This is a genomic window from Streptomyces sp. NPDC026515 (assembly GCF_055567595.1).
On the sequence record NZ_JBVHQD010000005.1, the window covers coordinates 76,266 to 94,902 of the forward strand.

Consider the following 18,637-nt stretch of genomic DNA (forward strand, 5'->3'; position numbering starts at 1 on the left):
GCGGACGGACGGCACGCGCCGCCCGTGAGCCCGTCCCCGGAAGACGCCGCGGGCGGCGGCGGAGGCCCGTCGCCGGGGCGTGCGGTACCGCAGGCCTGGGGCCCGCGCGCGAGGTGCGCGGGGGATCCGGCCGACGACGCCGTTACCGGTGCAGAAGATGTGGTCGAAGCGTTCGGCGAGCAGGGCCGTGGTCTCGGGGACACCGCCCTCGACGACGGCGACGGCCTTCGAGACAGGCCGGCAGCAGGCGGCCGGCGCGGCCGAGGCCGCCGGGGCCGGCTCGCTGGGCCTGGCGACGACCGCGTCGCCCGCGGCGAGGGCTCCGGACCCTGGGGCGAGCAGCAACTGGGCCGGGCAGTTCCACGGGGCGGTGACGAGGACGACGCCTGGGGGCCCGGACGGAGTCCGGGGGAGGGTCGTACTGCGCCCAGGCGCTCGCGTCGCCGCCCAGGTGCGCCGGGACGGGGGCGGGTTCGGGACGCGGCCACTCCGCCAGGTGGCCCAGGCTGTGGTCGATCTCCCGGACGGTGAAGTCGATCTCCGTGCGGTGCGCCTCGGCGGCGCTCTTGCCCAGGTCCGCATGGAGAGCGGCGGCCAGCTCGTCGCCGCCCTGCGTGAGCAGGGCGAGCAGTCGGCGCAGCTGGCCGGTGCGCCATTCGACGGGCTTGGTGCGGCCGGTGCGGAAGGCGGCGCGCGGCCGCGCCACGACGTCGGCGGGCTGCTCGGAGGCGGACTGGTTCACGGATGCCGTGCTGGTGGTGCGTACGGGCCTGGCGGCCCGGCAGGATGCCGATCAGCCGGATGCATGGTGCAACCTTTCAGGGGCCGAAGCGGATTCCGCCACCACGGAACCCCTCTCGGCCGCGCCCCCGCCCGCACTCCCGCCGGCAGGCCGCTCAGCCGGCCGCCTTCCACACGAACGGCGGGTCCCCGGATCGGCACCCCGCCCCGGACAGCCGGAAGAATCCCGTCCATGACCATCTCCGCGCATCCCCTCGTCATCCGCGCCCGGGAACTCGCCGACAGCCTCCTCTCCCCCGCCGCGGAGCGCGTCGACCAGGAGGGAGTGCCGGTGAGCCACATCGAGGCGGTCAGAGGCTCGGGCCTGCTCGGCCTGAACGCCCCGGTGGCGTACGGCGGGTCGGCGGCGCCCGCGGCCGTGGCGCGGGAGACGGCCGAGATCCTGGCCGGGGCGTGCTGCTCGACCTGGTTCGTGCAGACCCAGCACCACACTCCGGTGCTGACCCTGGCCCAGGCCGAACTGCCCGTCCGGGAGCGGCTGCTGGGTCCGCTGGCGCGGGGCGAGCTGCTGTCCGGGGTGGCGTACGCGCATCTGCGGTCGTACCCGCGGGTCCCGGTGCGGGCCCGGCGCGAGGGCGGCGCCTGGCGTTTCCACGGCACCGTCCCCTGGTACACCGGCTGGGGCCTGAACGACGTGCTGCTGCTGGCCGGGGTCACCGAGGACGACGAGGCCCTGTTCGCCTTCGTCGAGGCACGGGTGCAGCCGGGGCTGCGCCCGTCGGAGCCGATGCGGCTGGCCGCGCTCACCGCGTCCCGGACCGTCTCCCTGGACCTGGACGGCCTGCGGGTACCCGAGGACGCCGTCGCGCTCCGCATGCCGTACCGGGACTGGGCGGCGACGGACCGTCTGAGGACCCGCGACGCCAACCCGGCGGTCTTCGGGGTCACGGCGGCGGCCCTGGCCCTGGTAGGCGACGAGTACGCCGCACCGCTGCGGGCCCGTGCCTGCGAGGTCCGCCGCCGGGCCTACGCGCTCGCGGACCATCCGGTGCCGCAGGAGTACGGGGCGCAGCGGCTGGCGCTGCGGGCCGAGGCGTTCACGCTGATGCGTACGGTCACCACGGCGGCCTTGGTGACCGGCGGCGGCCGGGCGATGTCCGTCACCGCCCGCGCTCAGCGGCTGGCCCGGGAGGCCCTGTTCCTCCTGGTCCAGGGCCAGACCGCGGAATCACGCACGGCCCACCTGGAGCGGCTCGCGCAGGAATCCCGCTGAGACGACGGCGGGCGCCGCTCAGGCGTGTTCGACGGCCGCGTCCAGCAGCCAGTCCACCAGGTAGCCGGCGAAGGAGGAGCGCACCAGAACCCAGAAGCCGCCCCGGCTCCCGTCCCGGGCGACCAGCACGACCTGGGTGCGGGCGAGGGTGGTCTGGGCGCATCGGCCGGGGCCGAAGGCGCGCGGGTGCAGGTCCAGCGCACAGCCGTGGGACAGCAGATCACGGGCGCGGGGGCCGCCGACCAGCAGGGTGGTGCGCTGGGCGGAGACATCGGTGACGGCGACCGGCTCGTCCCCGGCCGCCGACCGGATCCTGCGCTCCAGGTCCCGCTCGGTGCCGGGCCTGCCGACCACCAGCCACTCGTCCGGACCCAGCCGCACCGCGCTCACCTCCCCCGCGTGCACCGCGGTGTCGGGTTGCGGGGGCAGGGTGAGTCCCAGGGCCGCTCCGACCGCGTCCGCCGCCGGGCCCTTGGCGTCCAGGCGGACGTTCACCTGCGCCAGGAAGGGGAGTTCGGCCAGCCGGACCGCGCCCCGGGAGGCGCGGGTGACGCCGGCCAGCCGGTGCGCGGCATCGGCCAGCGGGCTGCGCGGCGCTGCGGCCGGGGCGGTGTCAGCCGTCACGGCGGGCTCCCTCGGGGTCGTAGAGGACGGGACCGGCGACGGTCACCGGCAGCAGCCGGGCGCCGACGGGTGCGTAGAGACGGTCGCCGATGCGGTCCCGGCCACCCTTGACCAGGGCCAGCGCGAAGGTCCGGCCGAGCGCCGCGCTGCGGTAGCTGGAGGTGACATGGCCGAGCATCGGGACGGGCGGGGCGGGCAGTTCGCGCCCGGCGACCAGCTGGGTGCCTTCCGGGAGGAGGGCGCCGGGATCGTCCGTGAGCAGGGCGACCAGCTGCTTGCGGCCGGGGCGGGCGGTGTCGGGGCGGGTGTGGGAGCGCTTGCCGATGAAGTCGGTCTTCTTCCTGGACACCGCCCAGCCCATGCCGAGGTCCTGCGGGGTGACCGTGCCGTCGGTGTCCTGGCCGACGATCGGGTAGCCCTTCTCGGCACGCAGGACGTGCATGGTCTCGGTGCCGTAGGGGGTGATGCCGTACGGCTCCCCCGCCGTGCACAGCGCCTCCCACAGCGCGCCGGCCCGCCACGGCGACACGTTGATCTCGTAGGCGAGTTCGCCGGAGAAGCTGATCCGGCACACCCGGGCGTCGAGGCCGGCGACCGCGGTCTGCCGCCATGTCATGAAGGGGAAGTCGTCGTTGGACACGGCGAGCCGGGGTGCGAGGGAGCCGAGGACCTCGCGGGACCTCGGGCCGACCAGGGCGACCGTGGCCCAGTGTTCGGTGACCGAGGTGCAGTGCACCCGCAGGCCGGTCCACTCGGTCTGCAGCCACTCCTCCATCCAGTCCAGGACGGCCGCCGCGTTGCCGGTCGTGGTGGTGACCAGGAACCGGTCCGGGGCCAGCCGGATGACCGTGCCGTCGTCGAAGACCATTCCGTCCAGGCGGCACATCACGCCGTAGCGGATGCTGCCGACCTTCAGGGTACTGATCATGTTGGTGTAGAGCCGGTCCAGGAAGAGCGCGGCGTCCGGACCCTGCACGTCGATCTTGCCGAGCGTGGAGGCGTCCATGAGGGCCACGCCCTCGCGGGCGGCACGGCACTCGCGCAGCACGGCCGTCTCCCTGTCCTCGCCGTCCCGCGGGTAGTACCAGGGCCGCTTCCACTGACCGACGTTCTCGAACAGCGCGCCGTGCGCGACGTGGAGGCCGTGCAGGGCGGTGGTTCGGACGGGGTCGTGCAGCGCGCCCCGGTGACGGCCGGCGAGGGCGGCGAAGGCGACGGGGGTGTAGGGCGGTCTGAAGGTCGGCAGGCCGAGCGCCGAGACGTCCACGCCGAGGAGTTCGGCGACGACCCCGCTCGCCAGCACCCCGCCGGTCTTGCCCTGGTCGCCCGCGGTGCCGGCGGTGGTGTAGCGCTTGGTGTGCTCCACCGAGCGCAGGCCCGCGCCGGTCGCCCGGGCCAGGTCGGCGACGGTGACGTCGCGCTGGAGGTCGACGAAGCGGGGGGCGCCGGTGGCGGTCGGGATCGTGAACACCTGCATGGGCGGGGTGTAAGGCTGGGCGGTGACGGTGGGGAGGGCGGGGGTCCGGGCGGCGTAGCCCTCGGCCTCGGCCGCGCGGGCGCCGGCCGCCGCGCCCTGGGCGAGGGCCGTGGCGAGGTCGAACGCCCCGTTCGCGGCGCCCGCGGCCACCACCGCCTGACGGCAGCCGTCGGGGACGAACGTGCCGAGCGTCTCGTCGTGGCGGAGCCTGCCGCCCGCCTGGCTGAACAGGTGCGCGACCGGGTTCCAGCCGCCGGATACGAGGAGCAGATCGGCGGCGAACTCCCTTTTCCCGCCGGGGCCGTGGAGCGGGGCGACGGTCACGGAGGTGAGCCGCGTATCACCCGTCGTGCCGGTGACCGCGCCTGCGGCCAGCACCTCGATCCCGGCGGTCCTGGCGCGTTCGGCCCACTCCCCCGGCTCCGGCCGGGTGTCGGCGATCGCCGCGATCTCGGCGCCGGCCGCCGCCAGGTCGAGTGCGGCGCCGTAGGCGCTGTCGTTGGTGGTGAACACCACCGCGCGGCGGCCGGGCACCACGGCGTACCGGTGGAGGTAGGCGCGGGCGGAGGCGGCCAGCATCACTCCCGGGCGGTCGTTGTCGCCGAACGCGAGGGACCGCTCGTGGGCGCCGGTGGCGAGGACGACGTGCCGGGCGCGGATCCGCCAGACGCGTTCGCGGGAGACGTGCGCGGGGGCGGCGGCGCCGAGGTGGGCGGTGCGGCGCTCGACGGCGAGGAGGTGGTTGTCGTCGTAGTGGCCGAAGACGGTGGTGCGGAGCAGGACACGGACCTCGGGGGCGGCTTCGAGGCGGCCGCGGGTCGCGGCCACCCAGTCGGGGTGCTCGCCGGTGCCCAGGAGGCTGCCGCCGGGCTCCGGCTGGTCGTCGGCGAGGATGACGCGGGCGCCGCCGGTGGCCGCGGCCGCCGCCGCCGCGAGGCCGGTCGGCCCGGCGCCGACGACCAGCAGGTCGCAGTGGGCGTGTACGGCGTCGTAGCGGGCCGGGTCGGGTTCGGTGGCGAGCCGTCCCCGGCCGGGGAGGCCGGTGGCCACCAGGCCGTCGTACAGCTCGACGGTGGTGGCGGGGAGCATGGGTTCGGGGAAGGGTGCCTCGATCTGGACGACCGCGTTGGGTTCCTCCGGGCCCGCGGTGAAGATGCCGCGGGGGCGGCCGAGTCTGATGCTCGTGGCGGCCCGGACGACACCGTTGGCGAGGAGGGCGGAGGCGAGGGTGTCGCCTCGGTAGCCCTGGTGTTCGGTGCCGTCGAAGGTGAAGGTGAGGGGGGCGGTGCGGTCGATCCGGCCGCCGGTGGGGGTGCGGTAGGGCCCCGCGCTCCGGCCGCGGACGGACGCGGTGCCCCCGCCGCCCCTGCCCGTCCGGTCCTGAAGGGGCGCCGCCGCCACGGCCCCGCCGGCGCCCGCGCTGCCGGATCCCCCTTCGCCCTGGGGGGCCTTGTCCTCGAACGCCGGACCGGCCGGATTCGACGGGCGGGCCGCAATCGGCGGACGGGGCCGGACGGTTGCCGGGCGCGGTTCCCCCGGGCGGTACACCGTCAGGATCTCGTTCGTCGACGTGTCGCGTACGGCGTTGAACCATCGCCGGCAGCCTGCCGTGTGGGCCCAGCGTTCGGCGAAGGGGCCCTTCGGATTGGCACGGAAGAAGAGGTACCGGGCCCACTCCTCGTCGGTGAGGGACGCGGGGGTCTCGGGGTAGGGCACGTGGGCCTGGCCGCCGTAGTGGAACTCGGCCTCGTCGCGGGGCCCGCACCACGGGCAGGGGATGAGCAGCATGGTGGGGCTCCCTAGTGGGCCACCGCGGCCGCGCCGTGCTCGTCGACGAGCGCGCCGGTGGTGAAACGGTCGAGCGAGAAGGGGGCGTTGTGGGTGTGCGGGGTGTCGTGCGCGATGGTGTGGGCGTAGACCCAGCCGACCCCGGGGGTGGCCTTGAAACCGCCGGTTCCCCAGCCGCAGTTGAGGTAGAGGTTGGCCACCGGGGTGAGGCCGACTATGGGTGAGGCGTCGGGGCTGACGTCGACGATGCCGCCCCAGGTGCGCAGGACGTGGGCGCGGGCGAAGACCGGGAAGAGTTCGAGGGCGGCGGCCATCTGCTCCTCGATGATGTGGAACGCGCCGCGCTGGGTGTAGGAGTTGTACGCGTCGATGCCCGCGCCCATCACCAGCTCGCCCTTGTGGGCCTGGCTGACGTACACGTGGACCGCGTTGGACATGACGACGGTGGGGTGCACCGGCTCCAGCAGCTCCGATACGAGTGCCTGCAACGGGTGGCTCTGGAGCGGGAGTTCGATGCCCGCCATGGCGGCGAGGACGGAGGTGTGGCCGGCCGAGCACAGGGCCACCTTGCCGGCCGCGATCGGGCCGAGGCTGGTCTGGACGCCGACCACCCGGCCGGCCACCACGTCCACGCCGGTGACCTCGCAGTTCTGGATGATGTCGATGCCGGCCGCGTCCGCGGAGCGGGCGAAGCCCCAGGCCACGTAGTCGTGCTTGGCGATGCCGGCGCGCGGCTGGTAGGTGCCGCCGAGGACCGGGTGGCGCACCTCGGGCGAGGTGTTGACGATCGGGCAGACCTCTTTGACGCCGGCCGCGTCGAGCCACTCGGCGTCCACTCCGTTGAGGCGGTTGGCCTCGACCCGGCGGACGCCGTCGCGGACGTCCTGGAGGCTGTGCGCCAGGTTCAGCACGCCGCGCTGGGAGAAGAGGATCGGGTAGTCGAGTTCCTCCTCCAGGCCCTCCCAGAGTTTCAGCGCGTGCTCGTAGATGCCGGCGCTCTCGTCCCAGAGGTAGTTGGAGCGGATGATGGTGGTGTTGCGGGCCATGTTGCCGCCCGCCAGCCAGCCCTTCTCCAGGACCGCCACGTCGGTGATGCCGTGGTTGCGCGCCAGGTAGTGGGCGGTGGCGAGGCCGTGTCCGCCGCCGCCGACCACGATCACGTCGTACGAGCGCTTCGGCTCGGGGGTGCGCCACAGGAAGTCCGGGTGGTCGGGGAGGTCGGCGCCTGGGGGTCCCCCCACGCCCGCAGGGCGCAGGGGGCGGGTGCGGGGGCTCATCGGACGTCTCCGTCGTGCGGCAGGTGCGGGTAGAGCGGATGCCCGGCGGCCAGTGCCCCGGCGCGGGCGCGCAGGGCGGCAAGGTCCGGGCCGGACTGGAGGGCCAGGGCGATCACGTCGGACACCTCGGCGAAGTCGGCCTCGGTGAAGCCCCGGGTGGCGAGCGCGGGGGTGCCGATGCGCAGGCCGGAGGTGACCATGGGCGGACGCGGGTCGAAGGGGACGGCGTTGCGGTTGACCGTGATGCCGATCCCGTGGAGGAGGTTCTCGGCCTGCCGGCCGTCCAGCGGTGAGTCGCGGAGGTCGACGAGGACGAGGTGGACGTCGGTGCCGCCGGTCAGCACCCGCACTCCGGCCGCCGCGGCGTCCGGCTGTGTCAGGCGCTCGGCGAGGATGCGGGCGCCGGCCAGCGTGCGGGCCTGGCGTTCGGCGAACTCGGGTGTGGCCGCGACCTTGAAGGAGACTGCCTTCGCGGCGATGACGTGTTCGAGCGGGCCGCCCTGCATCCCCGGGAACACGGCCGAGTTGATCTTCTTGGCGAGGTCGGCGTCGTGGGTGAGGATGACTCCGCCGCGCGGTCCGCCGAGGGTCTTGTGCGTGGTGGTGGTCACCACGTGGGCGTGCGGGACGGGGCTCGGGTGCAGTCCGGCGGCGACCAGGCCGGCGAAGTGCGCCATGTCGACCATGAGGAGGGCACCGACCTCGTCGGCGATGCGGCGGAAGGCCGCGAAGTCGAGCTGCCGCGGGTACGCCGACCAGCCCGCGATGATCATCTTGGGGCGGTGTTCCTTGGCGAGCCGCGCCACCTCGTCCAGGTCCACGAGGTGGTCCGTCTCGGAGACGTGGTACGGCACCACGTCGAACATCCTGCCGCTGTAGTTGAGGCGCATGCCGTGGGTCAGGTGGCCGCCGTGCGCGAGGTCGAGACCGAGGACCGTGTCGCCGGGCCGCAGCAGGGCGAAGAGGACGGCGGTGTTGGCCTGGGCACCGGAGTGCGGCTGAACGTTGGCGAAGCCCGCCCCGAAGAGCGACTTGACCCGCTCGATCGCCAACCGCTCGGTGACGTCGACGTGTTCGCAGCCACCGTAGTAGCGCCGGCCTGGATAGCCCTCGGCGTACTTGTTCGTCGCCACCGAGCCCTGCGCCTCCATCACCGCGACGGGCGCGAAGTTCTCGGAGGCGATCATCTCCAGGGTGGACTGCTGCCGGTGCAGCTCGGCACGGAGCGCGGCGTGGACCTCGGGGTCGAGCTCGGCCAAGGGGGTGTTCAGCGCGTTCATCTGAGTTTCGCGATCCTTTCGAACGACCTTGGCGAGGGTGCGCCCCAAAGGGGCGCTGGGGGCCCCGGCCGAAGGCCGGGGGGAGGAACTGCGCGGCCCTTCACGACGAGCCTGCGGCCGAACGCCGACGCCACCCGGATCCGTCACCCACGGAGACGACTCATCCCCGGGTCGAACAACGGCTCCTCGGCCACCACCGCCTCCACGCGCTCGTCGAAGTAACCGATCTGAACCCCGGTTCCCGGCACCGCCAGCTCAGCCGGCAGCCACGCGTAGGCGATCCCCTTGCCGACGGTGTAGCCGTACGCCGCGCTGGTCACGTAACCGACCGCGCGCTCACCGTCGTACACCGGCTCCTTGCCCATGACGACGGCCCGGGGGTCGTCGACGGTGAGGCAGCTCAGCCGGCGCCGCACCTGCGCCCGGCGCCGCTCCAGCGCGGCCCTTCCGACGAACTCGCCCTTGCCGGGCCTGACGGCGAATCCGACTCCGGCCTCGTAGGGGTCGTGCTCGTAGGTCATGTCGGTGCCGAAGGAGCGGTAACCCTTCTCCAGGCGCAGGCTGTTGAAGGCGCCCCGGCCGGCGATGATCCCGCCGAGCGGCTCGGCCGCCCGCCACAGGGTGTCCCAGAGCTTCGCGCCCTGGTCGGCGGTCGTGTACAGCTCCCACCCGAGTTCACCGACGTAGGACAGCCGCATCGCGGTGACCGGTACCGAGCCGACGAAGGCACGTTTGGCGCGGAAGTACCTGAGGCCCTCGTCGGAGAAGTCCTCGTCGGTGAGGGGCTGGAGGACCTCCCGGGCGAGCGGGCCCCACAGGCCCACGCAGCAGGTGCCGGGGGTGATGTCGCGGACCTGGACCCTGCCGTCGGCGGGCAGGTGGCGGGTGAACCAGTCGAGGTCCAGGTTGCCGTTGGCGCCGACCTGGAAGAGGTCGTGGGCGAGACGGGCGACGGTGATGTCGCTGCGGATGCCACCGTCGTGGCCGAGGAGCAGGGTGTACGTCACCGAGCCCACGGACTTGGCGACCTTGCCGGTGACGAGGCCCTCCAGGAATCCGGCGGCGCCCGGGCCGGTGACCTCCAGCCGCTTGAGGGCGGTCATGTCGTACAGCGCGACGGTCTCGCGGGTGACCTGGGCCTCGGCGCCGACGATCGGCGACCAGTAGCGGGCGGCCCAGTCGTTCGGGGTGGGGATCGAACGGCCTTCGGTCAGAGGGGCGTTGGCCTCGTACCACTGGGGGCGTTCCCAGCCGTTCGCCTCCAGGAAGAACGCGCCGTGCTCCCGCTGGCGGGCGTAGAAGGGGCTGGTGCGGATCGGGCGCGGGTCCCCGCCCGGCTGGAGGGGGTGCAGGATGTCGTAGACCTCGACGAAGTTCCGGCAGTCGCGGGCCAGGACGTACTCGGGGGCGAGTTGGTGCGGCTCGAAGCGGTTGACGTCGCACTCGTGCAGGTCGAAGGACGAGCAGTGGCCGTCCACCAGCCATTCGGCGACGGCCCGGCCGACGCCCGCGGAGTGGGTGACCCAGACCGCCTCGGCCACCCAGAAGCCCTTGACGTCCGGGGACTCGCCGAGCAGCGGGTAGCCGTCGGTGGTGAAGGAGAACAGGCCGTTGATGCCCTCCTCGAGCTTGGCCTCGCGGGTCGCGGGGAGCAGTGACCGGGTCTCGGCCCAGGCGCCCTCGAAGTCCTCCTCGGTGAACTCCAGGACGGAGGGCATCTGTCCGGCCTCGTGGAGGGAGCGGATGTCGTCCGCCGCGACGGGCATCGGGCGGTGGCCGTAGGAGCCGATGCCAAGGCCGTCGAAGCGGTCGCGGTAGTAGAGGCCGGCGTCCTGGTGGCGCAGGATCGGGCGGACGGCCTCCTCGGTCTGGCCGGCGAGGACGGGCACCGGGCCGGTCCAGGCGAGCTGGTGGGCGAGCGGGGTGAGGGGCAGGTTCATGCCGACCATGCGGGCGATCCGCGGGCCCCAGATGCCGGCGCAGCAGACGACGATGTCGGCGGGGATCTCGCCCTGGTCGGTCACCACCGCGGTGACGGCGCCCTTGTCGTGGCGCACGTCGAGGACCTCGTGGCGGGCGAGGAAGCGGACGCCGCGGCCGGTGGCCCGGCGGATCTGGGCCTCGACGGCGAGCACGGCCTTGGCGATGCCGTCGGTGGGGACCAGGAGGCCGCCGAGGACCCGGTCCGGATCGAGCAGCGGGTGCAGTTCGACGCACTCCTCGGGGGTGACGACCCGGGCCTCGACGCCCCAGGCGGTGATCCAGCCGTGGCGGCGGTGGAGTTCGGCGAGGCGCTCGGGTCCGGTGGCCACTTCGAGGCCGCCGACCTGGAGGAAGCAGGGCCGGCCGTCGACGTCCAGGGAGCGGAACTTCTCGACGGTGTAGCGGGCCAGTTCGGTCATGGTCTTGGACGGGTTGGTCTGGAAGACCAGGCCGGGGGCGTGCGAGGAGGAGCCCCCGGTGGCCGGCAGGGGGCCCTGGTCGACCACGGTCACCTCGGTCCAGCCGCGCGCGGAGATCTCGTCCGCGAGGGCCGCTCCCACGACGCCCGCTCCGATGATGACCACTCGGGGTCCCGCCATCGCCCAACCTCCGAACTTGAGACCGGTGCAGTCGCCTTGGACGCGCAGTTGCTTCGTACGCAACGTGGTTCAGGCTGCGCAACTCAATGTGCCCGTCGTCGAGGAGGGGTGTCAAGAGGCCCGGTGACGTCGGGAAACGGCTCGAAGGCGGGCGCCGAACGGCAACGCCCGGCGGGCGGTGCGCGCACGTGCGCGCACCGCCCGCCGGGCGTACTGGACCGGCCCTTTCGCCCCTCGTTACTTCAGCCAGGCCTCGACCTTGTCGCGGTTGGCGTCGACCCACTTCTTGGCCGCCGCGTCGTCGGACATATTGTCGACGGCGATGTACCTGGCCACCGTGTTCTGGTCGTCGTTGGTCCAGTTGAACTTCTTCACCAGGTCGTACGCCGGGCTGCCCGACTTGGCGAAACCCGCGCTGACGATCTTGTCCAGGTCGTAGACGGGATAGTCGCAGGCCACCTTCGCCGCGTCGGCGTCACAGCCTGACGTGTACGTGGGCAGGTCCACCTTGACCAGCGGCACCTCGGAGAGGAACCACTGCGGTTCGTAGAAGTAGCCGATGAGCCACTGCTTGTTCTTCTCGGCCGTCCGGAACGCCTGGATGAGCGCGGTCTCGCTGCCCGCGTACACCACCTTGAAGTCCAGTTTGAGGTTCTTCACCAGAGCGGCGTCGTTGGTGACGTACGACGGGTCGCCGTCGAGGAGTTGCCCCTTGCCGCCCGACTCGGACGTCTTGAACCGGGCGGCGTACTTGTCGAGGTTCTGCCAGTTCTTGATGTCCGGGTGCGCCTTGGCGAGCCACGGCGGGACGTACCAGCCGATGATGCCCTTGTTGCCGGTCGAGCCGGCCTCGACGGCCGTCTTCTGCCCGGTGACGAACTTCTTCTTCAGATCGTCGTGGCCCCAGTTCTCCAGGACGGCGTCGACCTCTCCGGTGCCGAAGCCCTGCCAGGCGATCTCCTCCTTGAGGTCCTTCTTCTGCACCGTGCAGCCGAGGTCGTGTTCCGCGACGTACGCGACGACCGCCGCGTCCGCCTCGTAACCCACCCACGGGTTGACGGCCAGGTTGAAGGTGCCGCACTTGCCGCCCGAGGACTTCGAGCCGGCCGCGCTGTCCTCCCCGACCTTCGCCCCGCCGCAGGCCGTGAGGGTGAGGCCGAGGACGGCCAGGGAGGCCGCGCCCATTCGCCAGTGTCGTGCCATGGTGTCGGTGCTCCTTATGCCCGGGTGCGTCGCGCCGCAGCCTGAGTGATCCGGTCGAACATGACTCCGAGCAGTACGATGGCGAGCCCTGCCGCCAGCCCCTTGCCGTACAGCTCGCCCTGCGAGAAACCGGCCACGACGTCGTAGCCGAGGGCGCCCGCGCCTACCAGGCCGCCCACCACAACCATCGACAGCACGTAGATCAGGCCCTGGTTGGTGGCGAGGGTCAGGGCGCCGCGTGCCATCGGCAGCTGGACCTTGGTGATGATCTGCCAGGTGTTGCATCCCGCCGAGGCGGCCGCCTCCACGGTGGCCTCGGGCACGTTCCGCACCCCGTCCGCGATGATCTTTACGGCGACGGGTGCCGCGTAGACGACGGCCGCGACGATCGCCGTGAAGCGGGTGGCGCCGAAGAGCGCCAGGAACGGCACGAGATAGACGAACGGCGGCATGACCTGGGCGGCGTCCAGGGTGGGCCGGATCAGCCGGTCCGCCCACGCGCTGCGGCCCATCCACACGCCGACGACGGCGCCGAGCAGCATGACCAGCACGGTGGCCACGGTGGTCGAGGCGAGGGTGGTCATGCTGTCCGACCACAGGCCCGTGCCGACGAGCAGCCCGACGCAGGCGCCCGCCGTCACCCCGGCGCGCCATCCGCCGAGGACCGTGCCGAGAGCCACCAGGGTGGCACCGACGAGCCACCACGGGGAGTCGGTGAGAAGCGTCTGGAACGGGTTGAGCAGACCGTTGGTGAGCGCGTCCCGCACCCCGTTGGTCAGGCCGGAGAGGTGGTCCTGGAGCCAGGTGGTCGTGGTGTCGGCGGCGCTCGCGACATGGGTGCCCACACTGCCGTCACCGGGGAACTCCGCGGCCCAGACGTAGGTGTGGGAGAGGTACACGAGGACGGCGGCAGCGATGCCGCCGGCCGCCAGCAGCGGACGGCGCCACCTGGCGAACGGACCGCCGGTGCGGCGGACCTCGGTACGCACGGCCGCGGCCGTGGTGACCCGGTCGAGCACGATCGCCATGACGACGATGGCGAGTCCGGCGTTGAAGGCGGTGCCGACGTCGAGGGACTGCAGGGCCTGGACGACCGTCTTGCCGAGGCCGGGCGCGTCGATCAGGGCGGCGATGGTGACCATGGCCAGAGCGGCCATGATGGTCTGGTTGACGCCCATGACCACCGTGCGCCGGGAAATCGGCAGCAGCACCTTCAGCAGTTGCTGCGCCCGTGTGGCGCCGAGCGATTGGGCCGCCTCCACGCTGGTGCCGGGCACCGAACGGATCGCGTGCGCGGTGATCCGGATGGCGGGCGGTGCCGCGTAGATCACCGTGGTGATCACCGCGGAGGCCCCTCCGATGAGGAAGATCAGGGTCAGCGGGGCGAGGTAGACGAAGGTCGGCATCGTCTGCATGAAGTCCAGCACGGGCGTCATGATCCGGTTGAACCGGTCGGAGAGGCCGGCCCAGACGCCCAGCGGGATGCCGATGAGCAGGGCCACCAGGACCGCCGACAGGGTCAGCCCCAGGGTGTCCATGCTCTCCTGCCACAGGCCCTGCAGCCCGAAGAAGGTGAACCCGGCCGCGGCCAGCAGCGCGACCCGCCAGTTGGCCACGGCCCAGGAGACGTAGGCGGCGAGTCCGACGATGCCGAGCCAGCCGATCTGCGGGACCGGGCGGGAGCCGCTGGGCTGGGAGATCAGCGACTGCACGAAGGTCACCAGGTTGTCGATGACCAGCCGGATCTCGTTGAAGAAGTAGAGGAAGACCGGGTTGGAGTTGCGGTGGGCGCCGATGCTGTCGTTGACGTCGTTCAGCCGGCGGTGCAGCCCGGTGAGATCGGCGGCGGCCAGGGTCAGCGTCTGGTGCCCGCGCAGCACGGTGAAGAGCACCAGCCAGACGACCAGGACCGCCGCCACCACCAGGGGACGGCTCACGTGGCGGCGCGGGGTGACGACGGGCGCGGTCGCGTCCGCGACGGCGGCCATCAGGCGCCGCCCCCCTGTCCCGCGACGACGCCTCCGGCACCGGGATCTCCGGCGACGACGGCGAGGATCTCCTCGTCGCCGACGATGCCGACCAGCTTGCCGTGCTCGACGACCTTGACCGGTTTCTCGGCGGCGAGCACCGCCCGGGTGGCCTCGCGCACCACCACGTCCGGACCCAGCTCCGGGCCGTCCAGGGCGTCTTCGGGCGTGACGGGCCGCATGATCCAGCGCAGGGTGAGGACGTCGCCGCGCGGTACGTCCTTCACGAAGTCCCGTACGTAGTCGTCCGCCGGGGCGCCCACGAGTTCGTCGCCGGTGCCGCACTGGACGGTCCTGCCGTCCCGCATGATGAGGATGCGGTCGCCCAGTTTCAGTGCCTCGTTGAGGTCGTGGGTGATGAACACCATGGTCTTGCCGACCTCGTGGTGCAGCCGGACCACCTCGCTCTGCATGTCACGGCGGATCAGCGGGTCGAGCGCGGAGAACGGCTCGTCGAAGAGGAGGACGTCGGGGTCGCCGGCCAACGCCCGTGCCAGGCCCACACGTTGCTGCATGCCGCCGGAGAGCTGGTCGGGGTAGGAGTTCTCGTACCCGGCGAGGCCCACCAGTTCGACGACCTCCATGGCCTTCTCCGTCCGTTCGGCCCGGCTCATACCGCGGATCTCCAGGCCGAACGCCACGTTCTCGACGACCCTGCGGTGCGGCAGCAGACCGAAGTGCTGGAAGACCATCGAGAACTTGCTGCGCCGCAGTTCCCGCAGCCGCCGCGGGTCGGCGCCCCGGATGTCCTCGCCCTCGAAGACGACCTCCCCGGCGGTGGGTTCGATCAGCCGGGTCAGGCAGCGCACCAGGGTGGACTTGCCGGACCCGGACAGGCCCATGACGACGAAGACCTCGCCCGGCGACACCTCGAAGCTCACGTCGCGGACGGCGGCGGTGCAGCCGGTGCGGTCCATCAGCTCACGGCGGGTCAGTCCGCACAACTCCTCGGATTCCGGCACCTGGTCGGCCTTCGGCCCGAACACCTTCCACAGCCGGCGCACGGAGATGACCGGGGTGCGGTCCCCGGGGTCCTCGGACGTGTCGCGCCGCTGCGGCACCTCGGTCTGGGCTGGGGTCATGGTCGGCCTCTTTTCGCCGTCAGCCGCGGAACCAGTGCTGCGGCCGGGGGTGGATGTTCTGCCAGACGTGCTTGGCCTCCCGGTACTCGTCCAGGCCGGCCGGTCCCAGTTCGCGGCCGACGCCCGAGTGCCCGAAGCCGCCCCATTCCGCCTGCGGCACATAGGGGTGGTAGTCGTTGATCCACACGGTGCCGTGGCGCAGCCTGCGGGCGACCCGCTGCGCCCTGCCCGCGTCCTGCGTCCAGACGGCTCCGGCGAGGCCGTACTCCGTGTCGTTGGCGATGCGGACGGCGTCGTCCTCGTCCCGAAAGCGCTCCACGGTGAGCACGGGCCCGAAGGACTCCTCGTGCACCACCCGCATGTCCTGCCGGCACTCGTCGAGGACGGTCGGCGGGTAGTAGAAGCCGTTCGCCAGCGCGGGGTCGTCGGGGCGCGCACCGCCGCAGCGCAGCACGGCGCCCTCGGCCAGACCGGCAGCTACGTACGCCTCGACCTTCTCGCGGTGCTGTGCGGAGATCAGCGCCCCGGTGTCGGCCTCGGGGTCGAAGGGGCCGCCCAGGCGGATGAGCCGGGCGCGGCGCACGACCTCGTCGACGAAGGCGTCGTGGACCGTGTCCTCGACGATCAGCCGGGCGCCGGCCGAGCAGACCTGCCCGGAGTGCAGGAAGACGGCGGTGAGGGCGAAGTCGACGGCGGTGTCGAAGTCGGCGTCGGCGAAGACCACGTTGGGGTTCTTGCCGCCGAGTTCGAGGGCGACCTTCTTCACCGTGGCGGCCGCGGCGGCCATGAGGCGCCGGCCGGTGGGCAGCCCGCCGGTGAAGGACACCAGGTCGACGGCCGAGTGGTCGGCGAGCGGTGCGCCCGCCTCGGGGCCGGCGCCCAGCACCAGGTTGGCGGCACCGGCCGGAAGGCCCGCCTCGGCGAGGGCCTTCATCAGCAGGACCGAGGTGGAGGGGGTGAGTTCGCTGGGCTTGAGGACGACGGTGTTGCCCGCGAGCAGGGCCGGGGCGACCTTCCAGGAGGCTTGCAGGAGAGGGTAGTTCCAGGGGGTGATCAGGCCGCAGACGCCGACGGGCTCGTAGGTGACCCGGCTGAGCGCGTCGTCGCGGCCGGTGTCGACCACCCGTCCGGCGCTGGTGCCGGCGATGCCGCCGTAGTAGCGGAAGCAGGAGACGACATCGGCGATGTCGTACTCGCTCTCCACCAGGCGTTTGCCGGTGTCGAGGGACTCGGCGCGGGCGAATTCCTTGGCGTCGCGCTCGATGACGCCCGCGGTGCGCAGCAGCAGCGCGCCCCGCTCCCGCTCGGGGGTGCGCGGCCAGGGGCCGTCGTCGAAGGCGCGCCGGGCCGCGGCGATCGCGGCCTCGGTGTCGGGGCGGGTCGCCTCCGAGACGGTGGCGACCAGGGTGCCGTCCGCCGGACAGCGGATCTCGCGGCGGCCGCCGGCCGCCGCCGCGCGCCATTCACCATCCACATACAGATCTGCCACGGTCGCGCCCTTCGAGCCCGAAATTGTTGCGCATTGTGCATTGGATTGCTTTTGGGGGAACACCCTGACGAACGGACCGACCGCCGTCAAGAGGACCGGCGAGAGTGCGCTACCCGGCCTGTTTCCGGGTGTCGGGGTGCCGGTGGTAGGCGGCTTCGGACGCGGGCAGCGGTTCTCTGCCGAGGACGATGTCGGCCGCCTTCTCGGCGATCATCATCACCGGGGCGTAGATGTTGCCGTTGGTGACGTACGGCATCACCGAGGCGTCCACCACGCGCAGTCCGTCCACCCCGTGCACCCGCAGGGTCAGCGGGTCCACGACGGACATCGCGTCGGTGCCCATCTTGCAGGTGCAGGAGGGGTGCAGGGCGGTCTCGCCGTCCTTGGCGACCCAGGCGAGGATCTCCTCGTCCGTCGCCACGGCCGGGCCGGGCGAGATCTCCCCGTCGTTGTAGGGGGCGAGGGCGGGCTGGCCGAGCAGTTCGCGGGCCACCCGGACCGCCTCGACCCATTCGCGGCGGTCCTGTTCGGTGGAGAGGTAGTTGAAGCGCAGCGCCGGGTGTTCGCGGGGGTCCCTGCTCCGGATCTTCACCGAGCCGAGGGCGTCGGAGTACATGGGCCCGACATGGACCTGGTAGCCGTGGCCGCCGGCGGGCACGGAGCCGTCGTAACGGACCGCGACGGGCAGGAAGTGGAACATCAGGTTGGGGTAGTCCACCTCCTCGTTGCTCCGGCAGAAGCCGCCGGCCTCGAAGTGGTTGGTGGTGGCCGGTCCCTTCCGGAACAGCCACTGCAGGCCGATGAAGGGAGCGCGCCACTTCGCCAGGTACGGCTGTACGGAGACGGGTTGCTTGCAGGCGTACTGGATGTAGACCTCCAGGTGGTCCTGGAGGTTCTCGCCGACGCCCGGCAGATCGTGGACGACGTCGACGCCGAGGGCGCGCAGTTCCGCGGCGTTGCCGATGCCGGAGAGCTGGAGCAGCTGCGGGGAGTTGATCGCGCCGCCGCACAGGATGACCTCGCCGGCCCGGACCTGCCGGAGGGCGCCCCTGCCCCGCTGGAACTCGACGCCGACGGCCTTCTTCCCCTCGAAGAGGACACGGGTGACGAAGGCGCGGGTCCTGACGGTGAGGTTGGGACGCTTCCTGGCGGGCTTGAGATACGCCTTGGACGCGGACAGCCGGCGGCCGCGGTGCACGGTGCGGTCGAACTTGGCGAAGCCCTCCTGGCGGTAGCCGTTGACGTCGTCGGTGGGCGGGTAGCCCGCCTCCTCGGTGGCCTTGAGGAAGGCGGAGAAGAGCGGGCTCCGCGCCGGGCCGCGTTCCAGCACGAGCGGTCCGTCATGGCCGCGGAACTCGTCGTCGGGGTCGGCCGCCAGGCAGTTCTCCATCCGGCGGAAGTAGGGCAGGCAGTGGGCGTAGTCCCAGGTCTCCATGCCGGGATCGGCGGCCCAGCGCTCGTAGTCCATGGGGTTGCCGCGCTGGAAGATCATGCCGTTGATGCTGCTGGAGCCGCCCAGCACCTTGCCGCGGGCGTGATAGATGCGGCGGCCGCCCATGTGGGGCTCCGGCTCGGACTCGTACTTCCAGTCGTAGAAGCGGTTTCCGATGGGGTACGTCAAGGCCGCGGGCATGTGGATGAACACGTCCCACGGGTAGTCCGGGCGGCCCGCCTCCAGCACCAGCACCCGGTTGCCGGGATCGGCCGAGAGCCGGTTCGCCAGGGCGCTGCCGGCCGAGCCGCCGCCGACGATGACGAAGTCGTACTGCACGTCCTGCAAGGGAGCCATACCGC

Annotated in this window: 11 protein-coding genes and 1 pseudogene; 1 reads left to right on the forward strand and 11 read right to left on the reverse strand. The window is 72.4% G+C overall.

The features are described 5' to 3' along the window. Nucleotides 1-123 precede the first annotated feature (123 nt). Nucleotides 124-742 (reverse strand): annotated as a pseudogene (locus tag ACZ4O3_RS11185) (aldehyde dehydrogenase family protein); the annotation flags it as partial. 231 nt (nt 743-973) lie between these two features. Here ACZ4O3_RS11185 and ACZ4O3_RS11190 point away from each other — a divergent pair. Next, the gene (locus ACZ4O3_RS11190) at nt 974-2,014 is read left to right on the forward strand and encodes an acyl-CoA dehydrogenase family protein (RefSeq protein WP_467721966.1); all 1,041 of its coding nucleotides are present in this window, start codon (nt 974-976) and stop codon (nt 2,012-2,014) included. 18 nt (nt 2,015-2,032) lie between these two features. Here ACZ4O3_RS11190 and ACZ4O3_RS11195 read toward each other — a convergent pair whose 3' ends face one another. The 10 genes from ACZ4O3_RS11195 to betA form a co-directional block, all read right to left on the reverse strand. After that, nucleotides 2,033-2,638 (reverse strand): sarcosine oxidase subunit gamma, encoded by a 606-nt coding sequence (locus ACZ4O3_RS11195; protein ID WP_467721967.1) that lies wholly within the window; start codon nt 2,636-2,638, stop codon nt 2,033-2,035. Beyond that, the gene (locus tag ACZ4O3_RS11200) at nt 2,628-5,903 is read right to left on the reverse strand and encodes a sarcosine oxidase subunit delta family protein (protein ID WP_467721968.1); all 3,276 of its coding nucleotides are present in this window, start codon (nt 5,901-5,903) and stop codon (nt 2,628-2,630) included. The genes ACZ4O3_RS11195 and ACZ4O3_RS11200 overlap by 11 nt, the downstream gene beginning before the upstream one ends. Before the next feature lie 11 nt (nt 5,904-5,914). After that, nucleotides 5,915-7,180 carry a sarcosine oxidase subunit beta family protein gene (locus ACZ4O3_RS11205; protein ID WP_362726359.1) on the reverse strand — a complete coding sequence of 422 codons (1,266 nt, stop codon included), beginning with the start codon at nt 7,178-7,180 and terminating at the stop codon, nt 5,915-5,917. Then, nucleotides 7,177-8,460, reverse strand: a complete 1,284-nt coding sequence (gene glyA, locus ACZ4O3_RS11210) for a serine hydroxymethyltransferase (protein ID WP_362726361.1) — start codon at nt 8,458-8,460, stop codon at nt 7,177-7,179. Before glyA ends, ACZ4O3_RS11205 begins: the two co-directional genes overlap by 4 nt. Nucleotides 8,461-8,603: 143 nt before the next feature. Then, a complete protein-coding gene (locus ACZ4O3_RS11215) occupies nt 8,604-11,042 on the reverse strand; it encodes a GcvT family protein (protein ID WP_467721969.1) in 2,439 nt (812 codons plus the stop codon). 237 nt (nt 11,043-11,279) lie between these two features. After that, on the reverse strand, nt 11,280-12,245 hold the full coding sequence (locus ACZ4O3_RS11220) for an ABC transporter substrate-binding protein (protein ID WP_467721970.1): 966 nt from the start codon (nt 12,243-12,245) through the stop codon (nt 11,280-11,282). 14 nt (nt 12,246-12,259) lie between these two features. Next, nucleotides 12,260-14,233: an ABC transporter permease gene (locus ACZ4O3_RS11225; protein WP_467721971.1), complete on the reverse strand. Its 1,974-nt coding sequence runs from the start codon at nt 14,231-14,233 to the stop codon at nt 12,260-12,262. Beyond that, nucleotides 14,233-15,354 carry a quaternary amine ABC transporter ATP-binding protein gene (locus tag ACZ4O3_RS11230; protein ID WP_467721972.1) on the reverse strand — a complete coding sequence of 374 codons (1,122 nt, stop codon included), beginning with the start codon at nt 15,352-15,354 and terminating at the stop codon, nt 14,233-14,235. The genes ACZ4O3_RS11225 and ACZ4O3_RS11230 overlap by 1 nt, the downstream gene beginning before the upstream one ends. Before the next feature lie 19 nt (nt 15,355-15,373). After that, complete coding sequence (locus tag ACZ4O3_RS11235; protein ID WP_467721973.1) at nt 15,374-16,843, reverse strand: aldehyde dehydrogenase family protein; 1,470 nt, start codon at nt 16,841-16,843, stop codon at nt 15,374-15,376. A gap of 109 nt (nt 16,844-16,952) precedes the next feature. Next, complete coding sequence (gene betA / locus ACZ4O3_RS11240; RefSeq protein WP_362728160.1) at nt 16,953-18,632, reverse strand: choline dehydrogenase; 1,680 nt, start codon at nt 18,630-18,632, stop codon at nt 16,953-16,955. Nucleotides 18,633-18,637 lie beyond the last annotated feature (5 nt).

What these genes read in the sequence shown, in the direction of transcription:
- ACZ4O3_RS11190 (WP_467721966.1), top strand. Translation starts at nt 974, where the DNA reads ATGACCATCTCCGCGCATCCCCTCGTCATCCGCGCCCGGGAACTCGCC.
- ACZ4O3_RS11200 (WP_467721968.1), bottom strand. Translation starts at nt 5,903, where the DNA reads ATGCTGCTCATCCCCTGCCCGTGGTGCGGGCCCCGCGACGAGGCCGAG.
- ACZ4O3_RS11205 (WP_362726359.1), bottom strand. Translation starts at nt 7,180, where the DNA reads ATGAGCCCCCGCACCCGCCCCCTGCGCCCTGCGGGCGTGGGGGGACCC.
- glyA (WP_362726361.1), bottom strand. Translation starts at nt 8,460, where the DNA reads ATGAACGCGCTGAACACCCCCTTGGCCGAGCTCGACCCCGAGGTCCAC.
- ACZ4O3_RS11215 (WP_467721969.1), bottom strand. Translation starts at nt 11,042, where the DNA reads ATGGCGGGACCCCGAGTGGTCATCATCGGAGCGGGCGTCGTGGGAGCG.
- ACZ4O3_RS11220 (WP_467721970.1), bottom strand. Translation starts at nt 12,245, where the DNA reads ATGGCACGACACTGGCGAATGGGCGCGGCCTCCCTGGCCGTCCTCGGC.
- ACZ4O3_RS11225 (WP_467721971.1), bottom strand. Translation starts at nt 14,233, where the DNA reads ATGGCCGCCGTCGCGGACGCGACCGCGCCCGTCGTCACCCCGCGCCGC.
- ACZ4O3_RS11230 (WP_467721972.1), bottom strand. Translation starts at nt 15,354, where the DNA reads ATGACCCCAGCCCAGACCGAGGTGCCGCAGCGGCGCGACACGTCCGAG.
- betA (WP_362728160.1), bottom strand. Translation starts at nt 18,632, where the DNA reads ATGGCTCCCTTGCAGGACGTGCAGTACGACTTCGTCATCGTCGGCGGC.